This window comes from Pedobacter sp. GW456-11-11-14-TSB4 (assembly GCF_059424425.1).
Genome location: NZ_JBWKZK010000003.1, coordinates 15119 through 39168, shown reverse-complemented (window position 1 = coordinate 39168; position 24050 = coordinate 15119). Strand labels below are relative to the sequence as shown.

Sequence of the window (24050 nt, the reverse complement as noted above, 5' to 3'; positions counted from 1 at the left end):
CTATTCCTCATTCCAACGGTAGCTATTTTGTTCTAAGCCAGCCAAATCAATAACTCTACTTACCACTGTATATGCCACATCTTCTATGGTTTTTGGCAAACTATAAAATGACGGACTGGCTGGACAGATAATTCCACCAGCTTCTGTAACAGTTTTTAGGTTGTTGATATGAATTAAAGAATAAGGTGTATCTCTAACCACTGCAATTAGTTTCCTTCTTTCTTTTAAGATTACATCTGCGGCACGGGAAATTAAATCATTAGAAATGCCATGGGCAATGCGACCTAAAGTACCCATAGAGCAAGGCACAATAATCATGGTGTCGTATTTGGCAGAGCCCGATGCAAATGGTGCATTGAAATCCATTTTATGATAGAAAGTAAATGGATAGTTGTCATAATCTTCGTTACCTAACTCAAAACGCCAAACTTCTTTAGCATTATCAGACATTACTACACCAACTTTTTCTATTTGATCTGATAGTTTCACCAAATTATCAAACAAAACTTTTGCATAAACAGAACCGCTGGCTCCAGTAATAGCTACGATGATTTTTTTCTTCCTATTCATAATCTTTGCTCAAATATACGATTGTTGCAAATCAACAGATTGGGATATATAGGTTAGTTTATTGAATTAATGTAATAAAATATAGTGTAATCCTGTTGTAGTTTATCGGGCACTTTTCAGACATTCCTCATTTGCTTGCAACGACAATTCCATTAAAAACAAAAAAGGGCCTGAAACAAGTTTCAGACCCTACATCTACCTATGAAAAACATACCCCCGAAAGGGTAAGCCCAAATGTAACTAATTTTATAAACAAAAAGAAAGTTTAAACACTCTTTTTTTATTATCTATTTATTGTGATCAAAAAAATATTTTTCTAGGATACTAAAAAATGTGTTAGTGATCTAGAAAAGGTATTTAGTACTTAAAAAGTTGGAACTATTGCTATCTATAATTTCGTTGAGCAAATGCTTATTATTTTCGTTTAGCTTAGTAGCAACTAGCGAGCGAATAGAAAAAGAGCGCAAAGCATCTACAACAGAAAGTGTGCCTTCGGCACTGTCTTTTCTACCAGTGAAGGGAAAAACGTCGGGTCCGCGTTGGCATTGACAGTTGATATTCACTCTACTCACTTGGTTTACTAAAGGATCAATTAATGCAGCTACTTCTTGATCATCATTACTAAAAATACTTACTTGTTGGCCGTGTGTGGAATCGATTAAATATTGGATAGTTTCTTCCAGATCATCGAATGGTACAACCGGTACAACTGGGCCAAACTGCTCTTCAGTGTACAATTTCATTTGAGCATTAACTGGATACACCACAGCTGGAAAAACAAATGATTGATTTGTTGCACCACCATTTTCGTTTATCACCTTTGCACCTTTTGCTACTGCATCATCAATTACGTCTTTTAAATAGGCAGGTTTATGAGGTTCTGGAAGTGGCGTTAACGAAACTCCATCAACCCAAGGCATACCAAATTTTAGCTGATTAACAGCTGCAGTAAGCTGCGTTAAAAATTCATCAGCCAAGCTGCGATGAACAAAAATAATTTTTAAAGCAGTACATCTTTGTCCGTTAAATGAAAGCGAACCTAATACAGTTTCTTGTACGGCTAATTTCAAATCAGCCTTTGCTGTAATTATTGCTGCATTTTTTGCATCCAAACCTAAAATGGCCCGTAAACGATTAACTTTTGGGTGCATCTTTTTTAACTCATTTGCAACTTTACTAGAGCCAATAAGCGTTAACACATTTATTTTTCCTGATTCCATTAAGCCTGGAATGATTTTATTTCCACGACCATAAATGGTATTAACCACACCTTTTGGAAAACAGTTTTTGAAAGCTTCTAATAGTGGATAAAATAATAATGTACCATGTTTAGGTGGTTTAAACAAAATTGTATTGCCCATTATTAACGCAGGAATTAATGTTGTAAAGGTTTCGTTTAAAGGATAATTAAATGGCCCCATACACAAAACCACGCCTAATGGCGAGCGACGAACTTGTGCAACAATCCCTTGCTCCATTGTAAAACCAGACGACTGACGATCTAAGTCTTTCAACGCATCAATTGTAGCTTGAATATATTCTATGGTTCGGTCAAATTCCTTGGTAGAGTCTCCAATGGTTTTACCAATTTCCCACATAATTAATTTAACCACCTCTTGTTTTTTCTCAATAATGGCATGAGTAAACTTTTCGACACATTCAATTCGTTTAGCAACACTCATGGTTGGCCATTCTCCCCTGCCGTTATTGTAAGCGGTAACTGCTGCATCTAGCGCTGCTGTTGCTTCTTTAACATCGCAAAGCGGATAAGTACCAATTACTTTTCGTTGCAAGCCATTTTCTGTTTTGATACAAATTGGCGAAAGAACGGTGTGTACATCACCTGCCCAAGGTAACATTTCTCCATTAGACAAATATTCACGTTGGTTAACTTCGGCTGCCAAATTAAAGGCAGTAGGAATCTGCTCTTCTGTTAAAAAGAGTGCATCCAATTGTTCTTGAAAGCTCATAATTTATAGATCAGTAATCTTTTTATATTTTGGAACTAATAACTTCATTACCGACCATGCAATTAAATAGGCAACTGCACAAAAGGCGAACATAATGGTGTAGGCAACAGTCATATTTGACTGTACCAAAGGCTTTTGTATCTCTAATAACTGATTGAAAAGATTTAAATCAATAGCTTTTAAACGCTCTGCAACTTCTACTGGCAATTTATTAAGCGCCATAATGTTTAGGTTTACTTTATCGCCATATTTACTTGCTAAATCGAGAGAAGTAATTTGACTTATAAAAGCGTTGTTGCCTAGCTCATTAAACTTTGCAAATGATTCTGAGATACCTTTGTTGGCATAAGTATCGAAAATGTAACCTCCAACTTTAGTAATTAAAACGCCACCAATACCACCGGCCATACCACCAATACCCACTACAGAACCAATTGCTCTTTTTGGAAACATATCTGATACTGTGGTAAAAATATTTGCCGACCAAGCTTGGTGTGCAGAAGCACCTATACCAATTAAAACTACAGGAATCCAGAAAGTAATATCGCCCAATGGCTGAGCTAACAATACAATCAAGGGAAATAATGCAATTAAAAACATGGCTTTCATTCTGCCTTCGTAAACTTCATAACCTTTATCGGCAAAGTATTTAGGCAACCAACCACCACCAATACTTCCAATCATTGTCATACTATATAAAACCGAAAGTGGCAACATAATATCAGAGCCAGTCATGCCGTATTGATCTTTCAAATAACCTGGCAACCAGAACAAGAAAAACCACCAAACTCCGTCGGTCATAAATTTGCCGAATGTAAAGGCCCAAGTTTGTCTGTAGCCCAATAATTTAAACCAAGCTACTTTATCCACGTTAGCTTTATCGGCTACCTCGTCTTCATCGCTATTTATGTAAGCTAATTCTGCTGCTTTTAATCTTTTTTGTTTTTCTGGCGATTCATAAAACATCAACCAAAAGAATAACCAAATAAAACCAATTGCACCTACCAACTCAAAAGCTCGCTCCCAGCCCCAATGCTCGGCAATATAAGGCACTGTTAAAGGGGCTAAAATTGCACCAACGTTTGCTCCAGAATTGAAAATACCGGTTGCAAATGAACGCTCTTTTTTTGGGTGATATTCTGCTGTAGCTTTAATTGCTGCCGGAAAATTTCCCGATTCTCCAATTGCTAAAACAGCTCGTGAAAACATAAAACCAAGTATAGAAACTGGCAAAGCCGCGATACCAAAAGTTGTTAAAACTGAAGCTATACCCGTACCTATAGAAATTGAATAAGCATGTATAATTGCACCAATAGACCAAATGATAATTGCAATTCCGTAACCCCATTTTGTACCCAATTTATCTACAAATCTGCCTGCAAATAACATTGCTATTGCGTAGGTAAATTGAAAAACAGCAGCAATATCTGCATAATCGCTATTAGACCAGCCGAACTGTTCTTCTAGTGTGGGTTTTAGTAAACTCAACACCTGCCTATCAAGATAGTTTACTGTTGTAGCAAAAAACAGCAGAGCGCAAATGGTCCATCTGTAATTGCCAATTTTGGTTTGGTTCATAGTTTTTAATTTAACCCCAATTACTCCTAAAAGGATTGGTTTAGTTTAAATATTTGGTTGATTGCCACTTAATTCCTCCTCAAAGGGAAGAACTTAAGTTTTTATTTTGGTTTTACTTTATTGATGATTTCAAAAGCCTTCGTGGTTAGCGAATACAATTCATCGTATGCTTTATTCTCTAATATCTTTTTACTTACTAATTTACTGCCCATTCCAACTGCGCAAACACCAGCTTTAAACCAGTTATCTATATTGCTTTCTTCAATTTCTACTCCGCCAGTTGGCACAAACAATTGACCTTGAAAAAGTTCTTTAATAGAGGATAAGTAATCTGAACCTAAAATATTTGCAGGAAAAAGTTTAATGATACCCGCTCCCATTTGATGCGCTACATTAATCTCTGTTGGTGTCATACACCCAGGTATCCAAAGTTTATCGGCGGCGTGGGTTATTTTTCCAACTTCAGCATCAACTACCGGACAAACGATAAAATCAGCCTCGGCCGCTAAAAAATCGTTTAATTCTGATGTGTTTTTGATGGTTCCAATCCCTAAAAACAAATCCTGCATTTCGGTTTTTAGCGCATTTTTTAAGAACTTAAAATTTTCAAGCGCAGCTTTGCCCCTATTGGTATATTCGAAAACTCGAACGCCACCTTTATACAAAGCACGTACAATTTCTAAACTTACGGTTGGATCTTCATAATAAAACAAGGGCAACATTCCCTGATTTTTAATTGCTGCTATGGTGGTTTCTTTATTCTTAATCATTTTCTGCTAATGTTTTTTGTACGTCTGCAACGGTTGCGGTTGTTGCATCGCTAGGAATGTATAATTTATTATAAGCTGCTGCAGTAGCAAAATTTAAGGTTTTTAATGGATCATTATTTTGATAAAAACCATAAATTAAACCAGCCATAAAGCAATCGCCGCTACCTACTTTATCTAAAATTTGTTCCGATAAATACTCTTTAGATACCAAAAGCTCGCCATTTGTGTAAAGTGCAGTATAATATCTAATTCCTTTTTTATAATCGAAACGGAAAGTATTTGCCACCCATTTACAATTTGGGTACTGATTTATTATTTCTGCTGAAGTCTTTTTAGCTTGCGCTAAATAGGTATCTTTATCATCAGCTTCTACAATTCCTGATGGAACCGGAATATTTAGCATTTTTTCTGCAGCCCAAATGTTACCCATAATTAAATCGCAATATTGAGCTAATTGAGGTATAATTTCTGAAGGTTGCTTACCATACTGCCATAACTTGGCACGATAATTTAAATCAATAGAGATGGTAATTCCCTTTGCTTTTGCAGCTTTTACAGCTTCTAAACAAACATCGGCAGCTGCCTGATTTAATGCAGGACAAATAGCGCTAAAATGAAACCAAGTTATACCTTCTAAAACCTTATCCCAATCTATAGTTCCGGTTTGCAACATGGCAAATGCCGAGTTTGCTCTATCGTAAATTACACCGGCATTTTTTAAGTCTTTTCCTTTTGGCAAATAGTATAAACCAATTCTATCGCCACCATGATGAATTTTTGAAGTATCAACATTGCGATGGTTAATGTAATCGATAATCTGCTCAGACATGAAATTTTCTGGTAAAGCAGTAAAGTATGCCGATGGGATCTCCCACAATGCTAATGCTGTTGCTACATTTAATTCTGCACCTCCAACATAAAACGGCAATTTATTTTCTGCAAGCCATTCACCATCTCCATCTGGGCAAATGCGTAACAATAGTTCACCAAAATTTAAAACCTTACCCATAATTTAAAAATTAAAATAAGTTTTTGCGTTATTGAAACAGATATTTTGGATTACCTGTCCTAACCATTCCTTATCATACGGCAATTCTCCATTTTCTACATCTGTACCAAACAAATCACATAAAATTCGTCTAAAATATTCGTGACGAGGATAAGAAAGGAAACTTCTCGAATCGGTTAACATTCCTACAAATTGACTTAACAAACCTAAATTAGACAGTGCATTGATCTGATTAATCATTCCTTGCTTCTGGTCCAAAAACCACCAACCAGAACCCCATTGCACTTTACCAGCTACAGTTCCATCTTGGTAATTGCCAATCATGGTAGCCATTAACTCATTATCAGCCGGATTTAAATTGTATAAAATGGTTTTAGCTAATTTATTATTTAAATCTAGCTTATTTAAAAATTTAGCCAATGATTTTCCTTGCGGGAAATCTCCGATTGAATCGAAACCTGTATCTGGACCCAAAGATGCCAACAAGCGATCGTTGTTATTTCTCAAAGCACCCAAGTGAAATTGTTGCACCCAACCTTTCTCATGGTCCCAAAGTGCAAATTGAAATAACATAGCCGATTTGAATTTTAAATTCTCTTCTAAACTTATTGTTTCGTGATTTCTTATTTTTAAGAAAATAGCTATGATTTCCTCCTGAGTATAATCCTCGGCATAAATTTGCTCTAAACCATGGTCAGAAACAGATGCACCATTTGCAGCGAAATAATCATGACGAGATTTTAAAGCCGACAAATAAGTTTCGTAACTGTAAATTGCTCCACCAGTTAAATCAGCCAGTTTATCAATATAAGTATTTAAACCAGCAATATCATCAGCATTCATTGCTTTATCTGGTCTAAATGCAGGCAAAACTACAACCTCAGCATTGCTGTTTTTTATTTGTTGATGATATTCTAAACTATCCAAAGGATCGTCGGTTGTACATAAAGTTTTAACGTTCATTTTACGCAACAAACCTTGTACGCTGTATTCTTTGGTTTGTAACTTTTTATTACACTCGTCGTATATTTTTTTCGCATTGGCGGAAGAAAGTACTTCGTGAATATCGAAATAACGTTGTAATTCTAGATGTGTCCAATGATAAAGTGGGTTTCTTAACGTATATGGAACTGTTTCTGCCCATTTCTCAAATTTCTCCCAATCAGAAGCAGCTCCAGTGATGTAATATTCATCAACACCGTTTGCCCTCATTGCCCTCCATTTGTAATGATCACCATAGAGCCAAACTTGAGTAATATTATCGAAGTTTTTGTCTTGCGCAATTTGGTCTGGCAATAAGTGATTATGGTAATCAATTATCGGCATATCCTTAGCAAACTCATGATACAACGTTTGTGCTGTTTCGGTTTGCAATAAAAAATTTTCGTCTAAAAAGTTTTTCACTATGTGATGTATTTTTTAATAATATATTATTTAACAGATCCTGAAATAAATTCAGGATGACGCCACTCACTATACCCCGCTAAAGATAGAGAAACCACCATCTACACAAATCATTGCGCCTGTTACAAATTGCGATGCATCACTTAATAACCAAACTAAAGCGCCTTTTAATTCATCTGGATCACCAAAACGTTTAAATGGAGTTTGTTTAATTACCGACTGACCTCGAGGTGTAAAACCACCATCTGGTGTAGTTAATAAGTTTCTGTTTTGCTCGGTAAGGAAAAAACCTGGTGCTAAAGCATTCATTCTAATTTTATCGCCATAGCGGTTGGCCAATTCCACTGCGAACCATTGCGTATAACAATCTACCGCAGCCTTACCCATGTTATAACCCAACACTTTGGTTACTGCCTTTTTAGAATTCATAGATGAAATATTAACGATACTTCCTCTACCTGTTTGCGCAATAGCTTCTCCAAAAATTTGAGTTGGAATTAGTGTTCCCCATAAATTTAGGTCTAACACTTTTTTCATTCCATCCATTTTCATGGCAAATACACTTTCTTCTGGTTGTAAAACACCATCTGGCATGTTGCCACCAGCCGCATTTACCAAACCATCAATTTTACCAAAAGCAGCAATGATTTTTTCTCTGGCAGCAATCAATTGTGCTTCGTCCATTGCATCGGCAATTAGCGCAATGGCTTTACCACCGTTTTTATTGATAGCATCTGCTCTTTCATTTGCGATAGCTTCGTTTCTGCCTAAAATACCAACTGCACCACCTGCCTCAACTATGGCATTAACAAATGAATTACCTAAAATTCCTGTTCCGCCAGTTACTACGATTACTTTACCTTCTAAAGAAAATTGTTCCATTTTGATTATCTTTTTAACCACCAAGACACTAAGATCACAAAGTTGTGTTGCTAAATTCTTGGTGTAGTTTGTGTCTTTGTGGTGAAACTACTTTATGCCTTGGGTCGTGTCTCCACGAACCATTTACTAGCTTTCGTTTCGTTGAGACACGAACCGTACTTAACTATTTTAATTCTTTCACTCCAAATGTATCCATATCGGCATAGTCGAGGTTTTCGCCTGCCATACCCCAAATGAAACTGTAATTTTTTGTTCCGCTACCTGCATGAATGCTCCAAGTTGGAGACAAAACTGCCTCATGATTAGCTACGATAATGTGACGCGTTTCTTGTGGTTCGCCCATGTAATGAAACACACGATGCTCTTCATCAACGTCAAAATAGAAATAAACTTCCATTCTGCGGTCGTGCGTATGAGGCGGAATGGTATTCCAAACACTACCTGTAGAAAGAATGGTTAAACCCATTACCAATTGACAACTTTGGATCCCATCTTTATGGATATAACGCATAATTTTACGCTCATTAGCGGTTTCTACGCTTCCTAATCGAGCAGAAAAAGCATCGGCATTTTGCAAATAAGTGGTTGGATAAGTTGCATGAGCAGGCGCTGATAAAATATAGAATACAGCTGGATTATTAGCATCAGCACTGCTGAAACTAATTTCTTTTACACCTTTACCCATATATAAACAATCTAACTTCGCTAAATTGTAAGTGGTTCCGTCGGCGATGATTGTACCTGCGCCACCAACGTTGATTACACCCATCTCTCTTCGTTCTAAGAAAAACTCAGCACGCAAAATATCATAAGTACCTAAAGGCACAACTTTGGTTGTTGGCGTAATTAAACCAGTAACCATTCTATCGTAATGCGAATAAACAAAGTTTGCTTTGTCTTTTTCCTTTAAATCATCTAATAAAAAACGTTCCCTGATTTTATCAGTTCCGTAAGTTTTAAAATCTTCTGAATGTACGTGTTGTATAATTTTCATTTTTATTTTTTTATTCGTCATTGCGAACCGATAATTCATCGGGAGAAATCTGTTGGTTCTGCGCATTTACAAAACAGATACCTCTGCGCTGCGTTCGATACGACGGTTATGTTTTATAATGACACTCCTCTTTTCCAAGGAATAAAATCATCTTGATTAAGTAAAACTGATTTAGGAATTACTTCGCCACTGGCAGCTTTAATGCAATATTCTAAAATATCTTCGCCCATTTCTTCAATGGTTTTTTCGCCTTCAATTACTGGCCCGGTATTGATATCAATAATATCGCCCATTCTTTTGGTTAAAGCATTGTTGGTAGAAACTTTAATTACGGGACAAACTGGATTACCTGTTGGCGTACCCAAACCTGTTGTAAATAAAATTAGTGTTGCTCCACTAGCAGCTTTACCTGTTGTTGCTTCTACATCGTTACCAGGCGTACAAACTAAGTTTAAACCATGTTTAGTACTTGGTTCGGTATAATCTAAAACATCTTCAACAGGAGACGAACCACCTTTTTTGGCTGCACCATTGCTTTTTATCGCATCGGTAATTAAACCATCTTTAATGTTACCTGGCGATGGGTTCATGTGAAAACCTGAGCCTGCATTTTCTGCCGCCTGACTGTATGCACCCATTAAACTGATGAATTTTTTAGCAGCAGTTTCGTCTTTTGTACGGTCAATTAAATCTTGCTCGGCTCCACATAATTCTGGAAACTCTGCCAACAAAACTGTAGCTCCTAAACCAACTAACAAATCTGAACAATAACCTACTGCCGGATTTGCTGAAATGCCGCTAAAACCATCGCTACCACCACATTTTACACCTACATTCATTTTGCTTAAAGGTGCAGGTTGGCGTTCAATTTTATTGGCTTCTACCAAACCTTCAAAAGTTTTTTTGATAGCTGATGCAATTAAATTTTCTTCGCTTTGCGATTGCTGCTGCTCAAAAATGAACATTGGCTTATTAAAATTCGGGTTACGTTCTTTTAAATCATTGGTAAAATCTTGAACCTGTAAATTCTGGCAACCTAAACTTAAAACTGTTACGCCAGCAACGTTTGGATGATCGGCATAAGCAGCCAATAATTTACTTAAAATTGCCGCATCTTGTCTAATTCCACCGCATCCACCTTGATGGTTTAAAAATTTAATTCCATCAATATTTTTAAATGGGCGGTCTGCTGTAGTTCCTTCAAAAGAAAGTGGAGCTTCTAAAGATGAAATATCAACACCATGCTTATAAGCTTCAACCAAATGTTTGGTATAACTTTTATATTTTGCGGTTACTGCATAACCCAATTCGTTATGTAAAGCTTCTCTAATTACATCTAAATTGCGGTTTTCGCAAAACACTGTTGGTATAAACAACCAATAATTTGCTGTACCAACTTTGCCATCTGCACGGTGGTAGCCATTAAATGTTCTACCTACGAATTTAGAAACATCTGGTGCTTGCCAGCTGTAACGATACGGACGATATTCATAAGGCGCAGCAGCATGCTTCAAATTATCGGTGTTCATTACCGAACCAGCACGAACCGTAAACTGAACTTTACCAACTAAGGTTCCGTACATACTTACCTCATCGCCTGCGTTCATATCAGTAATGTAAAACTTATGCTTTGCATCAATATCATCAACTAAAACATAATCTGCACCTTGATAAGTTACCGTTTGACCAGCTTTTAAATCTGTTAAAGCGACCAATACATTATCTTGAGGATGAACTTTTAAAACTTGTTGTTTCATCTATATATTTTATATTAATTGAGTAGAATTTTGAGTTGCTAAAGCAGAAACGATACCTTTTTCAGCAATCAAATTATATTTTTCTATTACCGCATCTGTAAAACCTGGCAAAAGTGTTAAATCTGCTTTCCAAAAATCAACATCTTGTAGCACAGCTGATGGATAATTTTCTTTGGCAATTTCATTAAAATAGCTTGCACTATCATCTGTAATTAGATATGGGTTGCCTTGATAAGATCCGTAAAATTTACCATCCTTTTCATTTGCCACATCCATGAAAGTTAAATAAGCTGCAAAACCAAAAGCGATATTTTCTGGAACGCTGTTAAATAATTTATAGTGATTAAGCAACAATGGTAAAATACGGATTTTCATCTTCATACTGTACTGAAAAGTGATATTTAACCACAAATGCTCGATAGAAGGATTAGCAAAACGATCTTTTACAGTGCTAGCAAATTTAGTTGTTTTGTCTTCGGTAACTTGATAAGGAATAGCAGGAGCAATTTCATTAGCCATTAAGCTATCGATGTATGCTTTAATCTCCTCATTTTGCATGGCATCTTTTACCAAACTAATGCCAGATAAATAAGCAATACCAGATGTTAAGGTATGTGTTCCGTTTAACAAACGAACTTTTAATTCTCTGTAAATTTCAATGTCTTCGGCAATTACTACCCCTTCATCTACTTTTGCGAAACTTAAAACCTCTGCAACTTTGGCATCACCTTCTATTGCCCAAAGACTATAAGGCTCGCTCATGGATAGCAATTGATCTTCATAACCAAGTTCCTCTTGAAGTTTGGCTAAATTTGCAGCATCGGGCTTACCCGGAACAATTCTATCTACTAGTGAGTTACAAAATCTATTTTCGCTTTGCAGCCAGGCTATAAAATCTGCCGAGAGCTTATTATAATTTGCCAGTTCTAATACTATTGAACCTAATTTTGCACCATTTTCTGGTATCAACTCTGTTGCAATAATTACTAAACCAGCAGCTGTTGAACCTAGCGATTGGTAACGCTCATGCAAAACGGCTAATACCTTGGCAGGAAATGATACCGGCGGATTTTGATTGATGCTTTCAAGAACCAATTGAATACCTACTTCGGTTGTATTAGAAACAATGATTTCTAAATCTTTAGACTTAGCTATCTCAAGGATGGCGTTCCAGTTTTCGTTAGCAGAAATTACCCTACTTATGGCTGATGAAATGATGTTTTCTGATACAAACGCTCCATTAGAGATCCCTCTGATGCAAAGTGTGTATAAATTATCTTGCGCATCAAATTCTGAGGTTGGTCCGCTGGTAGATTTTACTACTGCAACCCTGCCATTAAAAACGCCTTGTCTGTTGGCTTTATCTATAAAATAATCTGGCAAACCACGTAGTAAAACACCAGTTCCGAATTGCAATACTTTTTCAGGAAATTCAAAAATATTTGGTTGTGGCACAATCACATCAGCCTTATTGATAAGGTTTAGATTTGCTTGAGATAAGATCATTTTTATGAATACAGGTTACAATTTATAATAGTTGTAAAGCATACAGCGCATACTTTGCAACATTTGGTTATAGCAATAATACCTAATTTAGATGGCTTTAAACGCGATTTGACTGCAAAAATTTGCGCAATCGTTCCCGATTTCGGTTTCCAGTTTACAGTTTTCAGTTAACAGTTTTTAGTCAGAGATTTCAGTTGGCAATCTTCAGTTGTCAATTAACGTTTTCAATTAATAACTTTCAATTGGCGGTTTACTGTTTTCACTTTATAGGTTGCTAACTGTCAACTGCAAACCGTTAACTAATTACTGGTTGGCTTTTTGCCATTTTGGATATTCTTTTTGGATTAGGCTATTTGCCCATGTACCATACCAAGCATAGCCTTTTCTTCTTTCGAAGCTGATATCTGCTACGTTGTATTTAATAGAATTATCTCTATCGCCAAAAATTGGTTTATTGGTTTCGAATTCATAAAACCTTGCCCAAATGATCGAGTTGGGGTCTTGTATTAATCCTCTATCTTTTCCGTCTGGAAATTGCTCGAATTTATAGCCCACAATTTTTGAGTGATCAAACCAAGTCAGGGCGTTATTGATTGCAGATTTAACTGCATCAGAAGGATTTTTTATCCTCATTAAAAACTTTATAATCCCAACAGACTCGGCTGAGCTTAACGAAGCTGGTTCAAAAGCTCTTGCTTTTGCAGGCTTTAATGTATTTTGATCATATTGAGCAGCCCAAATACTTGGCTTGCCATTTTGTACGACCTGAGATTTTACGATACAATCTACTCCTCTTTTTACAGCATCAGTAGCTTTTGCAACAAATCTCTCATTTACATTCTCAAAATCGTTTGTTTTGGTGCTAATATCTAACATGATATTTAGCACATTAATCATTGCATTATCGTTAAACGTAATTTCTGCTCGATAACTGCTGTTATCTGGATAATATTGAGGCCAACCGCCATTTGCATATTGCGCTTCTAATAAATATTCAATCCCTTTTTCGGCAGCTTTTAAATAAGCCGGATTTGATGTGGTTTTATATGCTTTAACGAGCTCCGTAATTTCTCTACTTGTTGCTTTATTGTCTATTGTAGCATGTTTGGCTGGTGTTGCTTTAATTTTATTCATCAAATCAGCATCTATTGCCTTTTCATAAGAAACCACGCTTTTATCTACCAATTGCTTTGGCCAACCACCGTTTGATAGTTGATAAACCAGCATTTTTTCGGCAGTTTCATCAATTTTAACATTGGTTTGATTGGCATTTTGAGCAACTGCACAAGAAGTTAAACTCAAATAGATTATGGTAAAAAGAAATTTAACTGTGTTTTTCATGTTTAATTATTTAACCGCAAAGAAACTAATACACAAAGGTTATATTTTTTAAAAGCTTTGCATTTGCTTAGCAACTTTCCGACTTCCCGACTATTTCACCTTTTCATTTAACCAATTAACCAAATCATTTAAGGCTTTATAATTATCATACAATGTTGGTAATTTTCTTCCATCAACATACTCATTATACAACCACGGATCGCCAATTACAAAAACAGTTCCTTTCCCATATATGGTAACTGCTATAACATCTGCTCCATCTGCATCTTTTAAAATTGATTTGGCATCGCCAGATAATTTTAAGCTACTGTACTCTTTAATGAAAAGGTTTTTAGCTGTCTTTAAAACTTCATTCCCATTTGGCACCACCACTTTTGCGGTTTCAAATACACCAGCAACAGGAACTTTACCTTTGGTATCGCCATTAAAATGAACGCCAAATTTATTGGCTAATTTGTTAAAGTGCTCAAGTTCTACATTCGGCCCATCATTGCCCATAAGCACTAAAATGCCGCCAGCTTTTACCCAATTGCTAATGTTGGTAATGTCTTTCTCTTGTATTAAATTAGGTTTAGGTGTTTCTTTCTCGTTATCAGGATCTACAATTAAATAAACTGATGTACCTTTCAAATTTGCAGATGTTGGTGCTTGATACAAGGTTTTAGTAGTAAAGCCTTTGCGTTCAAATGCTTCGCCTAAAAAAGTAAAACCGTTATTTCCTCTTTCATCAAATTTATAATGCCATGATAAATCGTTGCCACTCTGGTCTTTCTTAACCTCGTTGTTAAAATAAGAATCAAGTGTTAATGTTTTGCCCAAAGCTGGTTTAGGCAATGCTGCCAATTCCATTTCGTTAGCTGCCAAAATAAAAGCACCGATGCCTTTTGCATCATTGGTAATCACTTTCTCTTTCATGTAATATTCGTAACTACCATCACGGTAAGGTTTGCCACCCAAACCAGAAACTGAAACCGTGCCTTTTAAGTTTACCAAACCTGGTGCTACTTGTTCTACAAATTCAGATTTAATGCCATTATAGCCTTTATCCGCCACTGCGAAATAAGATTTAGGCAAATACCCCATTCTTACTGCCTTTGCGAATGCATAAACAAACATGCTCGATGCAGATGATTCGAAATAATTACCCTTACCTTGTGGTTTGTCTAAAATATCATACCACAAGCCTGTTTTTGCATCTTGTACTTTTTGTGTAGCTGCCGCGAAGCGATTTAAAATAGCAATTAGTTCTTTACGTTTCGGATGATTTTTTGGGAAATTATCTAAAACATCGACCAAAGCCATACCATACCAACCCATTGCTCTAGCCCAAAAATTTGGCGATCTGCCCGTAGTTTTATCAGCCCATTGTTCTGTTTTGGATTCATCCCAACCATGGTACAGCAAACCAGTTTTAGCATCACGAGAATTTTTTTCCATCCAAATAAACTGATTGGCTATATCATCAAATACAGATTGATCATTAGTAAAAACTGCATATTCTGCATAAAATGGTTGTCCCATGTACAAACCATCTAACCACATTTGGTTTGGATAAATTTTCTTATGCCAAAATCCTCCTTCTTTGGTACGAGGATGTTTTTTTAATTGCTCCCATAAAATAGTAGCTGCTTTAAAATATTTTGGCTGGTTGGTTACTTTGTAAAGCGTTAATAATGTTCTACCGTTTTTAATGTTATCAATATTGTAATCCTCTTGTTTGTACATATTTATTGTACCTTCTTTGGTTACATAATTGTCCATGCAAGCTTGCATGTAGTCAAAATATTTTGGATCGGCAGTATTTCTCCAAACCCCATCAATTCCCTCTAACATTACCCCTTGATCATAAGACCATTTTACAGGTCTGAAATTATTGGTGGTGGCATTTGCCGAGTCTTTAGATAAGGCCAAAACCTGATCTGACATTTGTTGAGATAAAGGTTTTACTTGAGCGTTAACCTGAAATGTAAAACTTGCTAAAGCTGTTAAAGCTAAATATCTAAGCGATTTTTTCATGTTATTTATTGATCTGTAATGATTTTTCTGTTGCACCTGCGGTAAATTCTGATTTAGTTGTTGCTTTTGTAGCATCTAAACCAGATGTTTTTATTTCGCTATTTCTATCTCCGCTAATGCGGAAAAGCAACTGTGCAGCATTATAATTGATATTTTTAAAGTTAATTACATTTCCATTTTGGATGCTAATTAATGGATTTGTATTTGATGAGTTGATATTAATATTGCTTAAGTTGATGTTTTTTGCTTCTTGAATATCGATGCCTTCTTTAGAATTAATATTTAAATTATTGATAGCAATATTACTAATACTTAACTCGGGTAAACCTCTAATAAATAATGCTTTAGCAGCACCATCGCATACCACATTATCTATATTAAAATCTTTAAAAATTGGAGTTTCTTCAGTAATTGGCAACAACTCTACTTTTATTGCTTCTCTTTTATCGCCTTTTAAAGGTATTGGATCTACAGCTGCATAATACATATCAAACAAAATTGCTTCGCCAACAATACCCGTCATGTTAATGTTTTTGATGAAGATTTTCTCCACAACACCACCTCTTCCACGGGTTGTTTTAAAACGTAGGCCGATATCTGTACCGATAAAAGAACAATCTGAAACGAAGATGTTTTTAGCACCACCAGACATTTCGCTGCCAATTACGAAGCCACCATGCGCATGATAAACCGTGCTATTGCGGATAATTACATTTTCTGTCGGCATGCCGCGTTTTCTACCTGCTGCATCTCTACCAGATTTAATACAGATTCCATCATCGCCAACATCAAAAGTACTGCCTTCTATTAAAACGTTTTTACAAGATTCTAAATCGATGCCATCGCCATTTTGTGCGTACCAAGGGTTTTTAGCATAAACATTTCTAACGGTTAAATCTTCACACATCAGTGGATGAATATTCCATGCCGGTGAATTTTGAAAGGTTACTCCTTCTAATAAAATCTTTTTGCATGAGGTAAAAACCAATAAATTTGGTCTTAAAAAATCTTTAATTGAGGCATAAAAAGCAGCAGTTTTATCTTTCGTAATTTCGCCTGGGTTTTTCAATTTCGATGCATCTAATGATTGTTGTGACGGATACCAAGTTTTTTTATCATCACTTAACACACCACCTGTTGCCACCAAAGCAGCCCACTGACTTTCATTTAACTTACTTTTTTTAACCATTCGCCAAGCATCACCTGCACCATCAATAATTCCAAAACCTGTTACTGCAATATTGGTTTGGTTGGTTGCCCATAACGGCGATTGGTTGCGCATCTGCGGTAAACCTTCCCAATTACTTTCTACTAAAGGATATTGGCTAAAATCTCTGGTAAACTGCAAAATCGCATTCTTTTGCAAATGTAAATTCACATTACTTTTCAACTCTATCGGACCAGTGATCCACATTCCCTTTGGCACTAAAACAACACCACCACCTTTTTTATTGCAGGCAATAATGGCATCGTTAATTGCTTTTGTATTGAGTGAAAAACCATCGTTTTTTGCGCCATATTTAACAATGCTAATGGTATCTGCTTTAAATGAAGTTTTAGCAATTACTGGTAGATTGGTCCATGAATATTCTTGCTGTTTAGCTTTTTGAGCATAAACACTTAATGAGGCGATAAAAATTAATGTAAAGATAGTTGAGACTATTTTTTTCATCCGGAATACGATTTATATTGGTTTTGATAATAACAAGTCTACACAGTTTAATGCATTAATGAAACAAAAACGGCATAAATAACTATGCAATCGTTATCAGTTTGCTGTTTTAAGTTGAGAGTTTACAGTTTTGGATGCAGAATAAAACAACGTCTATTACTTCTCAATTCTAAAAAAATCAAAATCTGCAAAACCTGCATCATTGGTTTGCTGATCGCGAACTGCGAATAAGCCAACTTTGGCTCCTATCCATTTGCCAGGTTCTGCTTCAAAAACAGTGTTAATGTTAGTGTATTTGTCTCCATCTAAACTATAAGCGAATTGACATTTTGCGCCTTCACTTACGGTAACTGCTAAATAAATGGTGTTAGTTGAGAGCTTAATTATCGTTTCTTCTTTTTCGGCTTTGCCTTTATCTGCAGCTTTGCAAACCGTGTAAACTAAATAATTACCATCCTTTTTACTTTTAACGGCCAAGTTTGCATAGCTTAATCCTGCTATAATTAATCCAGCTTTTTCATTTTCTAACTTGGTATTTGGTGTAAAAGCAACTTTAGTAATTGCGGTAAATCGTTCAGTTGGGAATTTCTGTAAAAGCAAGTTTGGCACTTCCCAAAAATTCTTTGCACTATCTGGCATTTTAACAGTATACAGTCTTAACAGGCCCTTGGTAGGGCTTAAAAAAGACCAAGTAGCTTGAGGATTTGCTTGCCATTGCCATTGTAAACCAAGGTTTATTCCATTAAATTCATCACTTTCTGCAGGCGTTGCAATTGGTGTAGCTTTAGCGACATTCGGTTTTTTATAGATTGATACCGGCTCACCTTTTCCATCTCCATCTTTGTCTAATCCAATTACCGGCCAATTATTTATCCATTTCATTGGTTGTAAATGAACCACTCTACCATAAGCTCCTTTATCTTGAAAGTGCAAAAACCAATCTTCGCCAGTTTGCGTAGTAACCCAAGCACCTTGATGTGGGCCATTAACAGTAGTTGTGCCCTGATCTAAAGCAACTTCTCGCTCGTATGGGCCGTAAACATTCTTTGATCTTAGAATTGTTTGCCAGCCAGTTGCCACTCCCCCACCTGGTGCGAAAATATAATAGAAACCATTTCTTTTATAAAATTTTGGACCTTCAATAGTTGGATCTAACTCATGACCATCGTAAACCAATTTACCTTCATCAATTATTTTATCGCCTTTGGCATTCATTTGTTTCACCACTATAACGCTTTTTATACCTGCTCTGCTGCCTGCGTAAGCGTGTGTGAGGTAAACTTTTCCGTCTTCATCCCATAGTGGACAAGGATCTATTAATCCTTTGCCTGCTTCAACCAAAACAGGATCAGACCATGGTCCGGCAGCATTTTTAGCTTTGGTTAAGTAAATGCCAAAATCTGGATCTGGGTAATAGATATAAAATTCGCCGTTGTGAAAACGAATAGAGGGTGCCCAAACTCCATTGCCATGTTGTGTTTTTGCAAAATGATCAAAAGGTGGTTGTCTTTTTAAGGCATGGCCGATGATTGTCCAGCTAACTAAATCTTTAGAATGCAAAATTGGCAAGCCTGGCACGGCATCAAAACTTGAAGAAACCATGTAAAAATCTTCTCCAACTCTGATAGCATCTGGATCAGAATAATCTGCATCCAATACTGGGTTTTTGTAAGTTCCATTACCTAAATCGGCCACCCAAACTTTAGAAACTTGTTTCTGTGCATACGTTGTAGTGGAAAATAAGAGTAGGAAGGTTAGGGTTTTTAGTTTCATTTTTTATTGATTTTTTGGGCGATTTAAATGCGCCATCATGCATTTTATCTGTATGTTAATTCCAAATAAATAAGTCACAAAAACGGGCTTTGTCATTCCGAGGAACGAGGAATCTGAGATTGTGAGATCCTTCACTGCGTTCTGGATGACAAACTATTTGCTTGGCAACCAAGCTGATGTGCCAGCAAAAATATTTTTTAAGTTGTATTTTTTAGCTTCTTTTTTGGTTAACTGCTTAGACCAACTTACTCTACTTTCTTTAACAAAACCTGGTCCTTTAGAACCGTATTCTGCGTAAAAAGTAGTTTTATGGTTATCATAATTGTTCCAAACAGACCATCCCTCTGGCAAAATATGTTTACCCATTTCTGTATTGATAAAAACAGTTTTGGCATTTGCACGCCATGGCCTACCTAAGTAAACTTTTTGAGCACTTTCGTTGGCTGTTAGTTTGCAGTTTAAAAAAACAAATCCGTAAGGTATATCTTTTACTGTTGAAGCTGCTGTGATATACGAATTCTTTTTACTGTGGATGGTACAATTTTCGAAAACTGCTGTTGCCGCACCAAAAATAAAATCAGTTGTACCTTCAATGTAACAGTCAGCATAATATTGTCTACTGGTATCTGTTGACGGAAATAAAGTATCTTGGTTACCTAAAATTCTACATTTTTTGATGATCACTTTGTCTGCTTCTACATGCAAAGCTACCGCTTGACCTACTGTGCCAGCTGTATTCTCAAAAGTTAAATTTTCAGCTTTAAACTCATTACCTTTTACCAAAACGGTGTAAGATGTGTAGGTGGTTAATCCGTTTTTACCTGAATAATCATCATAGGTGATAATTGTTTCGGCTGCGTTTTCTCCGACTAAAGTAATTCTAGTTTTTTGAGATGGAATAACTAGTTTTTCTTTATAAATGCCTTTTTTGATGTAAATAGGAACTTGAACTTCAGACCAATCGCGGACTGCCATTACTGCTTCTTGGATAGTTTTAAAATCTCCGCTACCATCTTTGGCTACAGTAAAAGATGTAGGAAATGTTTGGGTTTGCGCAAAAGCGGATAAAGAGACGAAGAGGAAGATGCTTGATAATAGGGTTTTCATATCTTATTTGTCATTCTGACGAAGGAAGAATCTCAACATCAATTACTTTAAAAAATTTATCTTATTTGAGTTTATTAGGTTAATGATTATAGTTATTATTATTGTTATTGTAGCTATTAAATCTCATTTTAAGGGATCCTTCTCCGCCACGGCGGATCTGGATGACAAAATCATCATGAAAAATTCAAAATCACTCTTTAGGATTCCAGCCTTTAAAAATTTTGTCTAACGTATATTCATTAACGCTTGTTTCATTTAATTGGTGCGACCAGCTTACGCGAGCATTTGCATTTGAACCAGCGCCTTTGCTATCGTATTCTGCATAAAAAGCGGTTTTTTCGTTGCTTTCTTTACCCCAATTGTTCCATCCTTCTGCTTTAATCATTTTGCCTAAATCGCAATTGATAAAAACAGATTTAGCATACGGTCGCCATGGTCTGCCTAAATAAAATGAATTTTCAGGAGCATTGCCAGTAATTTTGCTGTTGATAAAAACATAACCATATTTCGAGGTATCTGGTGATGATGAAGCGGTGATGTAACCAGCTTTTTTACAAAAAATTTCACAATCTTCGAAAACAGCGGTTGATGAACCAAAAATAAAATCTACCGTACCTTCAATGTAGCATTTGTAATAATATTGCCTACTGCCATGGCCATAAGTGTAAAGTGTATCTTGAAAACCTAACATACGGCAATTGGTAAATTTAGCTTTATCGCCAGCAACGAATAATGCAACGGCTTGTCCAACGGGTCCGGCAGAATTTTGAAAAGTAATATTCTCGGCAACAAAACCATCACCATAAATATACACACTTGCAGAACCTGAAGTGCCTTTTTCTTCGCCAAAAGTATTCTTCTTTTGAGCCCAATCATCAAATGTTAAAATGGTTTTTTCTACGCTTTCGCCAATCAGTTTTACCAGTTTTTTTGAGGCTGATAAATTTATTTTCTCTTTATATGTTCCGTTTCTTATAAAAATTGTTGTGGTTACTTTTCTAAAATCTGGCACTGCATTAATGGCTTCTTGTACAGTTTTAAAATTGCCCGAACCATCTGTTGCGACTGTGAAATCGTAAGAAGATTTGAGATGTGAGGTGTGAGATCTGAGATAGTTTGCATAGAGAAATGAGCAATTCAACAATACAACAATCAAACCATAAAACAATCCTCTAAAAACCTTCATATTATAAATTTTTCATTGCGTTAAAAACCAATTGCGCCACAGCTAAAGCACCTTCTTTTTGAAAATGAGTATTGTCTTTTTGTCCATCGGGATAAGCTTTGTAAACTCCTTTATCAAAATTCATAAAGTAATTTTTGGTTACGTAATCTTGTCCTTTAGCCGTAAAGTTATCGATTGAAAGTTGAGTTAAATCAATCAATTTCACATTTAATTCTTTAGCGACTTCTTTAACTGCGTTTGGATATTCGCCATGAACATTGCTTAGTTTTCCATCTTTCCAAGGATAATTTCTATTTACTGGTGTAATTAAGATTGGTATTGCACCTTTTTCTCTAGTTTGATTAACATATAATCTCAAAAATTCTTTATATCCCGTTAGGTTTACATAGCGTTCTGGCTTGTCAACCGCAGCATCGTTATGGCCAAATTGCATCATTACAATATCATTCTTTTTCAATGCTTTGTAAACTTCAGCCCATCTGCCTTCTTCAAAAAATGTTCTTGTGCTTCTTCCACCCTTCGCTTTATCAATCACTATAACGCTATCAGTCTTGATCAAATTTTTTATTGATTTTAAGCTTTCTTTTTTTAAAAAAGCTTTAAACACTTGTCCCCAACCATGTATCGGAAACCTTTTGTTCTGGTAATCGCTTTCTAAAGAATAGTCTGCTACTGTAGAATCGCCAATTAAAAATATAGCTGTTGTTTTTTGCGCAGGGCGAAAAGCGAGTAGCGAGATCAGAATAAGCGAATAGAAACCGTAAATTTTCATAATTATTTATCATTAAAAAGACGAAGCAAAAATACTTCGTCTTTTTAATTAAGGTTTATTAGTAAGTCCAACGCGGATCTCCTATTGCAGAACTCGTATTACTTGCCGTTCTTAAAGGAGAATTATCTGGTAATTGAAAAGCCGGAGCAACTGTATTGGCTGTCCACCCTAAATCGATACTCTGATTAGCGGTTTGCGTAACTGTTGTAGGAAAAGTTAATGGAGTTGTACCCGAGCTAAACAAATTAAACATATTGGTATAAGATATACTTGATGTTGAACCTGTACCTGTTGAACGAATAGCGGCTGCCACAACTGTGCCCGATTTTGGCGTGTTTGCAACAATACTATTTATTAAACTAAATCTCACTGGATTGGTATTTGCATCCAAAATTGAGTACCTAGCATTCCCTCCAAAACCATTAATTGTACAATTACTGATAGTAATTGATGGAATAACTGAAGCTGCTACAACTGCATTTGCCGTAATTAAGCCTGGTCCTGAGTTGTATAATGTAGATTTTGTAATGTTGAGATTGGCAAAATCTAATTTATTTAGATGAAAGGTATGGTATGATGACGAACCATTAGAGCCCATATCATAAAGAATTGAATTGTTTACCGTAATGTTTCCAATTTTAAATGAGGTAGCATTTGAACCTCTATCTGCCCTTAAAAATGAAGTAGCTGCATTACGGACGATACAATTATCTACCACAACATTGGTAAACACTGCTGATGAACCATTACTTGCCTGTGAGCCTATAAAATTTAAGAAATAAAGTGCAGATGCAGCGGCTCCGTCAAACTCAATGCCCGATAGTGTAACACCAGCACCAGTACCTTCGATCACAATTTCTTTATAATTTACTTTGGTGTCTGTTGGTGTACCCGAAGTAGATTTTAGCGTAATCGTTTTACCTGTAATAAATGTATTAACTGCAGTTGCTGCATAAGTTCCTGGGTTTAAACCAATAACTGCTCCATTTGCTGCTGCTGCTATAACTGCATTTAAATCATCAGATGGATTGATGATGCGAGTATAAACCGTAACAGGTAAAGTTGCAAAAGTTAAAATACCTCTACTTCTTGTGCCATTAAAAAGCTCTGCCGTATAGCTAACTCCGCCTGCTAAACCGGTTATTGCTTTTATGCCAGTAGAAACACCGCCGATTGTACCGCCAGCTGTTAAATCTGCTGCTGTTAAAGCAACATTTATGGCAGCTCCGTTTGCAGGGGTTAATCTTATACTGCTTAAGCCAGTTTCGGTTTTAAAACGAAGTGAAACTGAAGTTTCTCTAATTTCTGGTTCTCTAACTCCTAAAAATAATTGAATTCCTGTTAAGGAAAAAGAAGAGCTAACCACATATTTTGATTCAGGCTGATTTTCATAAGCATTAGCTTTGATACGTGCAAAATAAGGTGTGCGAATGGCAATGTTATCTTCAGTAACCACAATACCTGCGGTATCTACAACTTTGGTATAAGCAATGGTTGCAAAATCTGCAGTTGTAGAAAAATCTACTGTGTATTTTAAAGGTTTGCCAGATGAAAACAATGGTATTGCCCATTTGATTGTAGCAGATGTTTGGCCAGCAGTGATAGCAATGTCACTAGCCTTAAACAAACGTGGTGGATCTAAATTTTCTTCCTCTTCTTTTTTACAAGACGAGATGAGCACTATTGCTGCAAATAACAACAATAAATATTTGCTAGCTGTATTGATAAACAATTTCATATCTG

Annotated in this window: 18 protein-coding genes; all 18 read right to left on the bottom strand. The window is 36.1% G+C overall.

What is annotated here, in order from left to right; all coding sequences use genetic code 11:
- Nucleotides 1-570: a UbiX family flavin prenyltransferase gene (locus tag AC07XU_RS11845; protein WP_494943838.1), complete on the bottom strand. Its 570-nt coding sequence runs from the start codon at nt 568-570 to the stop codon at nt 1-3.
- A gap of 344 nt (nt 571-914) precedes the next feature.
- The gene (locus AC07XU_RS11840) at nt 915-2540 is read right to left on the bottom strand and encodes an NADP-dependent glyceraldehyde-3-phosphate dehydrogenase (protein ID WP_494943837.1); all 1626 of its coding nucleotides are present in this window, start codon (nt 2538-2540) and stop codon (nt 915-917) included.
- A gap of 3 nt (nt 2541-2543) precedes the next feature.
- Nucleotides 2544-4118, bottom strand: coding sequence for an MFS transporter (locus AC07XU_RS11835; RefSeq protein ID WP_494943836.1), 1575 nt, complete (start codon nt 4116-4118; stop codon nt 2544-2546).
- Between the two features lie 101 nt (nt 4119-4219).
- Nucleotides 4220-4888, bottom strand: a complete 669-nt coding sequence (locus tag AC07XU_RS11830; protein ID WP_494943835.1) for a beta/alpha barrel domain-containing protein — start codon at nt 4886-4888, stop codon at nt 4220-4222.
- Complete coding sequence (locus tag AC07XU_RS11825; protein ID WP_494943834.1) at nt 4881-5897, bottom strand: PfkB family carbohydrate kinase; 1017 nt, start codon at nt 5895-5897, stop codon at nt 4881-4883. Before AC07XU_RS11825 ends, AC07XU_RS11830 begins: the two co-directional genes overlap by 8 nt.
- 3 nt (nt 5898-5900) lie before the next feature.
- Nucleotides 5901-7301 (bottom strand): glucuronate isomerase, encoded by a 1401-nt coding sequence (gene uxaC / locus AC07XU_RS11820; protein WP_494943833.1) that lies wholly within the window; start codon nt 7299-7301, stop codon nt 5901-5903.
- Nucleotides 7302-7370: 69 nt separating this feature from the next.
- Nucleotides 7371-8183: an SDR family oxidoreductase gene (locus AC07XU_RS11815; protein WP_494943832.1), complete on the bottom strand. Its 813-nt coding sequence runs from the start codon at nt 8181-8183 to the stop codon at nt 7371-7373.
- Nucleotides 8184-8346: 163 nt separating this feature from the next.
- On the bottom strand, nt 8347-9177 hold the full coding sequence (kduI, locus tag AC07XU_RS11810; protein WP_494943831.1) for a 5-dehydro-4-deoxy-D-glucuronate isomerase: 831 nt from the start codon (nt 9175-9177) through the stop codon (nt 8347-8349).
- Nucleotides 9178-9290: 113 nt separating this feature from the next.
- Nucleotides 9291-10934, bottom strand: coding sequence for a UxaA family hydrolase (locus tag AC07XU_RS11805; RefSeq protein WP_494943830.1), 1644 nt, complete (start codon nt 10932-10934; stop codon nt 9291-9293).
- A 9-nt stretch (nt 10935-10943) separates the two neighbouring features.
- Nucleotides 10944-12440 (bottom strand): tagaturonate reductase, encoded by a 1497-nt coding sequence (locus AC07XU_RS11800; RefSeq protein WP_494943829.1) that lies wholly within the window; start codon nt 12438-12440, stop codon nt 10944-10946.
- Nucleotides 12441-12743: 303 nt separating this feature from the next.
- A complete protein-coding gene (gene pelA / locus AC07XU_RS11795; RefSeq protein ID WP_494943828.1) occupies nt 12744-13781 on the bottom strand; it encodes a pectate lyase in 1038 nt (345 codons plus the stop codon).
- A 90-nt stretch (nt 13782-13871) separates the two neighbouring features.
- Nucleotides 13872-15797, bottom strand: a complete 1926-nt coding sequence (locus tag AC07XU_RS11790) for a glycoside hydrolase family 88 protein (RefSeq protein WP_494943827.1) — start codon at nt 15795-15797, stop codon at nt 13872-13874.
- 1 nt (nt 15798) lies between these two features.
- Nucleotides 15799-17469, bottom strand: a complete 1671-nt coding sequence (locus AC07XU_RS11785) for a glycoside hydrolase family 28 protein (protein WP_494943826.1) — start codon at nt 17467-17469, stop codon at nt 15799-15801.
- A 156-nt stretch (nt 17470-17625) separates the two neighbouring features.
- On the bottom strand, nt 17626-19242 hold the full coding sequence (locus AC07XU_RS11780; protein WP_494943825.1) for a glycoside hydrolase family 43 protein: 1617 nt from the start codon (nt 19240-19242) through the stop codon (nt 17626-17628).
- A 153-nt stretch (nt 19243-19395) separates the two neighbouring features.
- Nucleotides 19396-20349: a pectinesterase family protein gene (locus tag AC07XU_RS11775; RefSeq protein ID WP_494943824.1), complete on the bottom strand. Its 954-nt coding sequence runs from the start codon at nt 20347-20349 to the stop codon at nt 19396-19398.
- A 190-nt stretch (nt 20350-20539) separates the two neighbouring features.
- Nucleotides 20540-21535: a pectinesterase family protein gene (locus AC07XU_RS11770; RefSeq protein ID WP_494943823.1), complete on the bottom strand. Its 996-nt coding sequence runs from the start codon at nt 21533-21535 to the stop codon at nt 20540-20542.
- Between the two features lies 1 nt (nt 21536).
- Entirely contained in the window at nt 21537-22307 is a 771-nt protein-coding gene (locus tag AC07XU_RS11765) for a rhamnogalacturonan acetylesterase (RefSeq protein ID WP_494943822.1), read from the bottom strand.
- A gap of 58 nt (nt 22308-22365) precedes the next feature.
- Nucleotides 22366-24045, bottom strand: a complete 1680-nt coding sequence (locus AC07XU_RS11760) for a DUF4957 domain-containing protein (protein ID WP_494943821.1) — start codon at nt 24043-24045, stop codon at nt 22366-22368.
- Between the last annotated feature and the right edge of the window lie 5 nt (nt 24046-24050).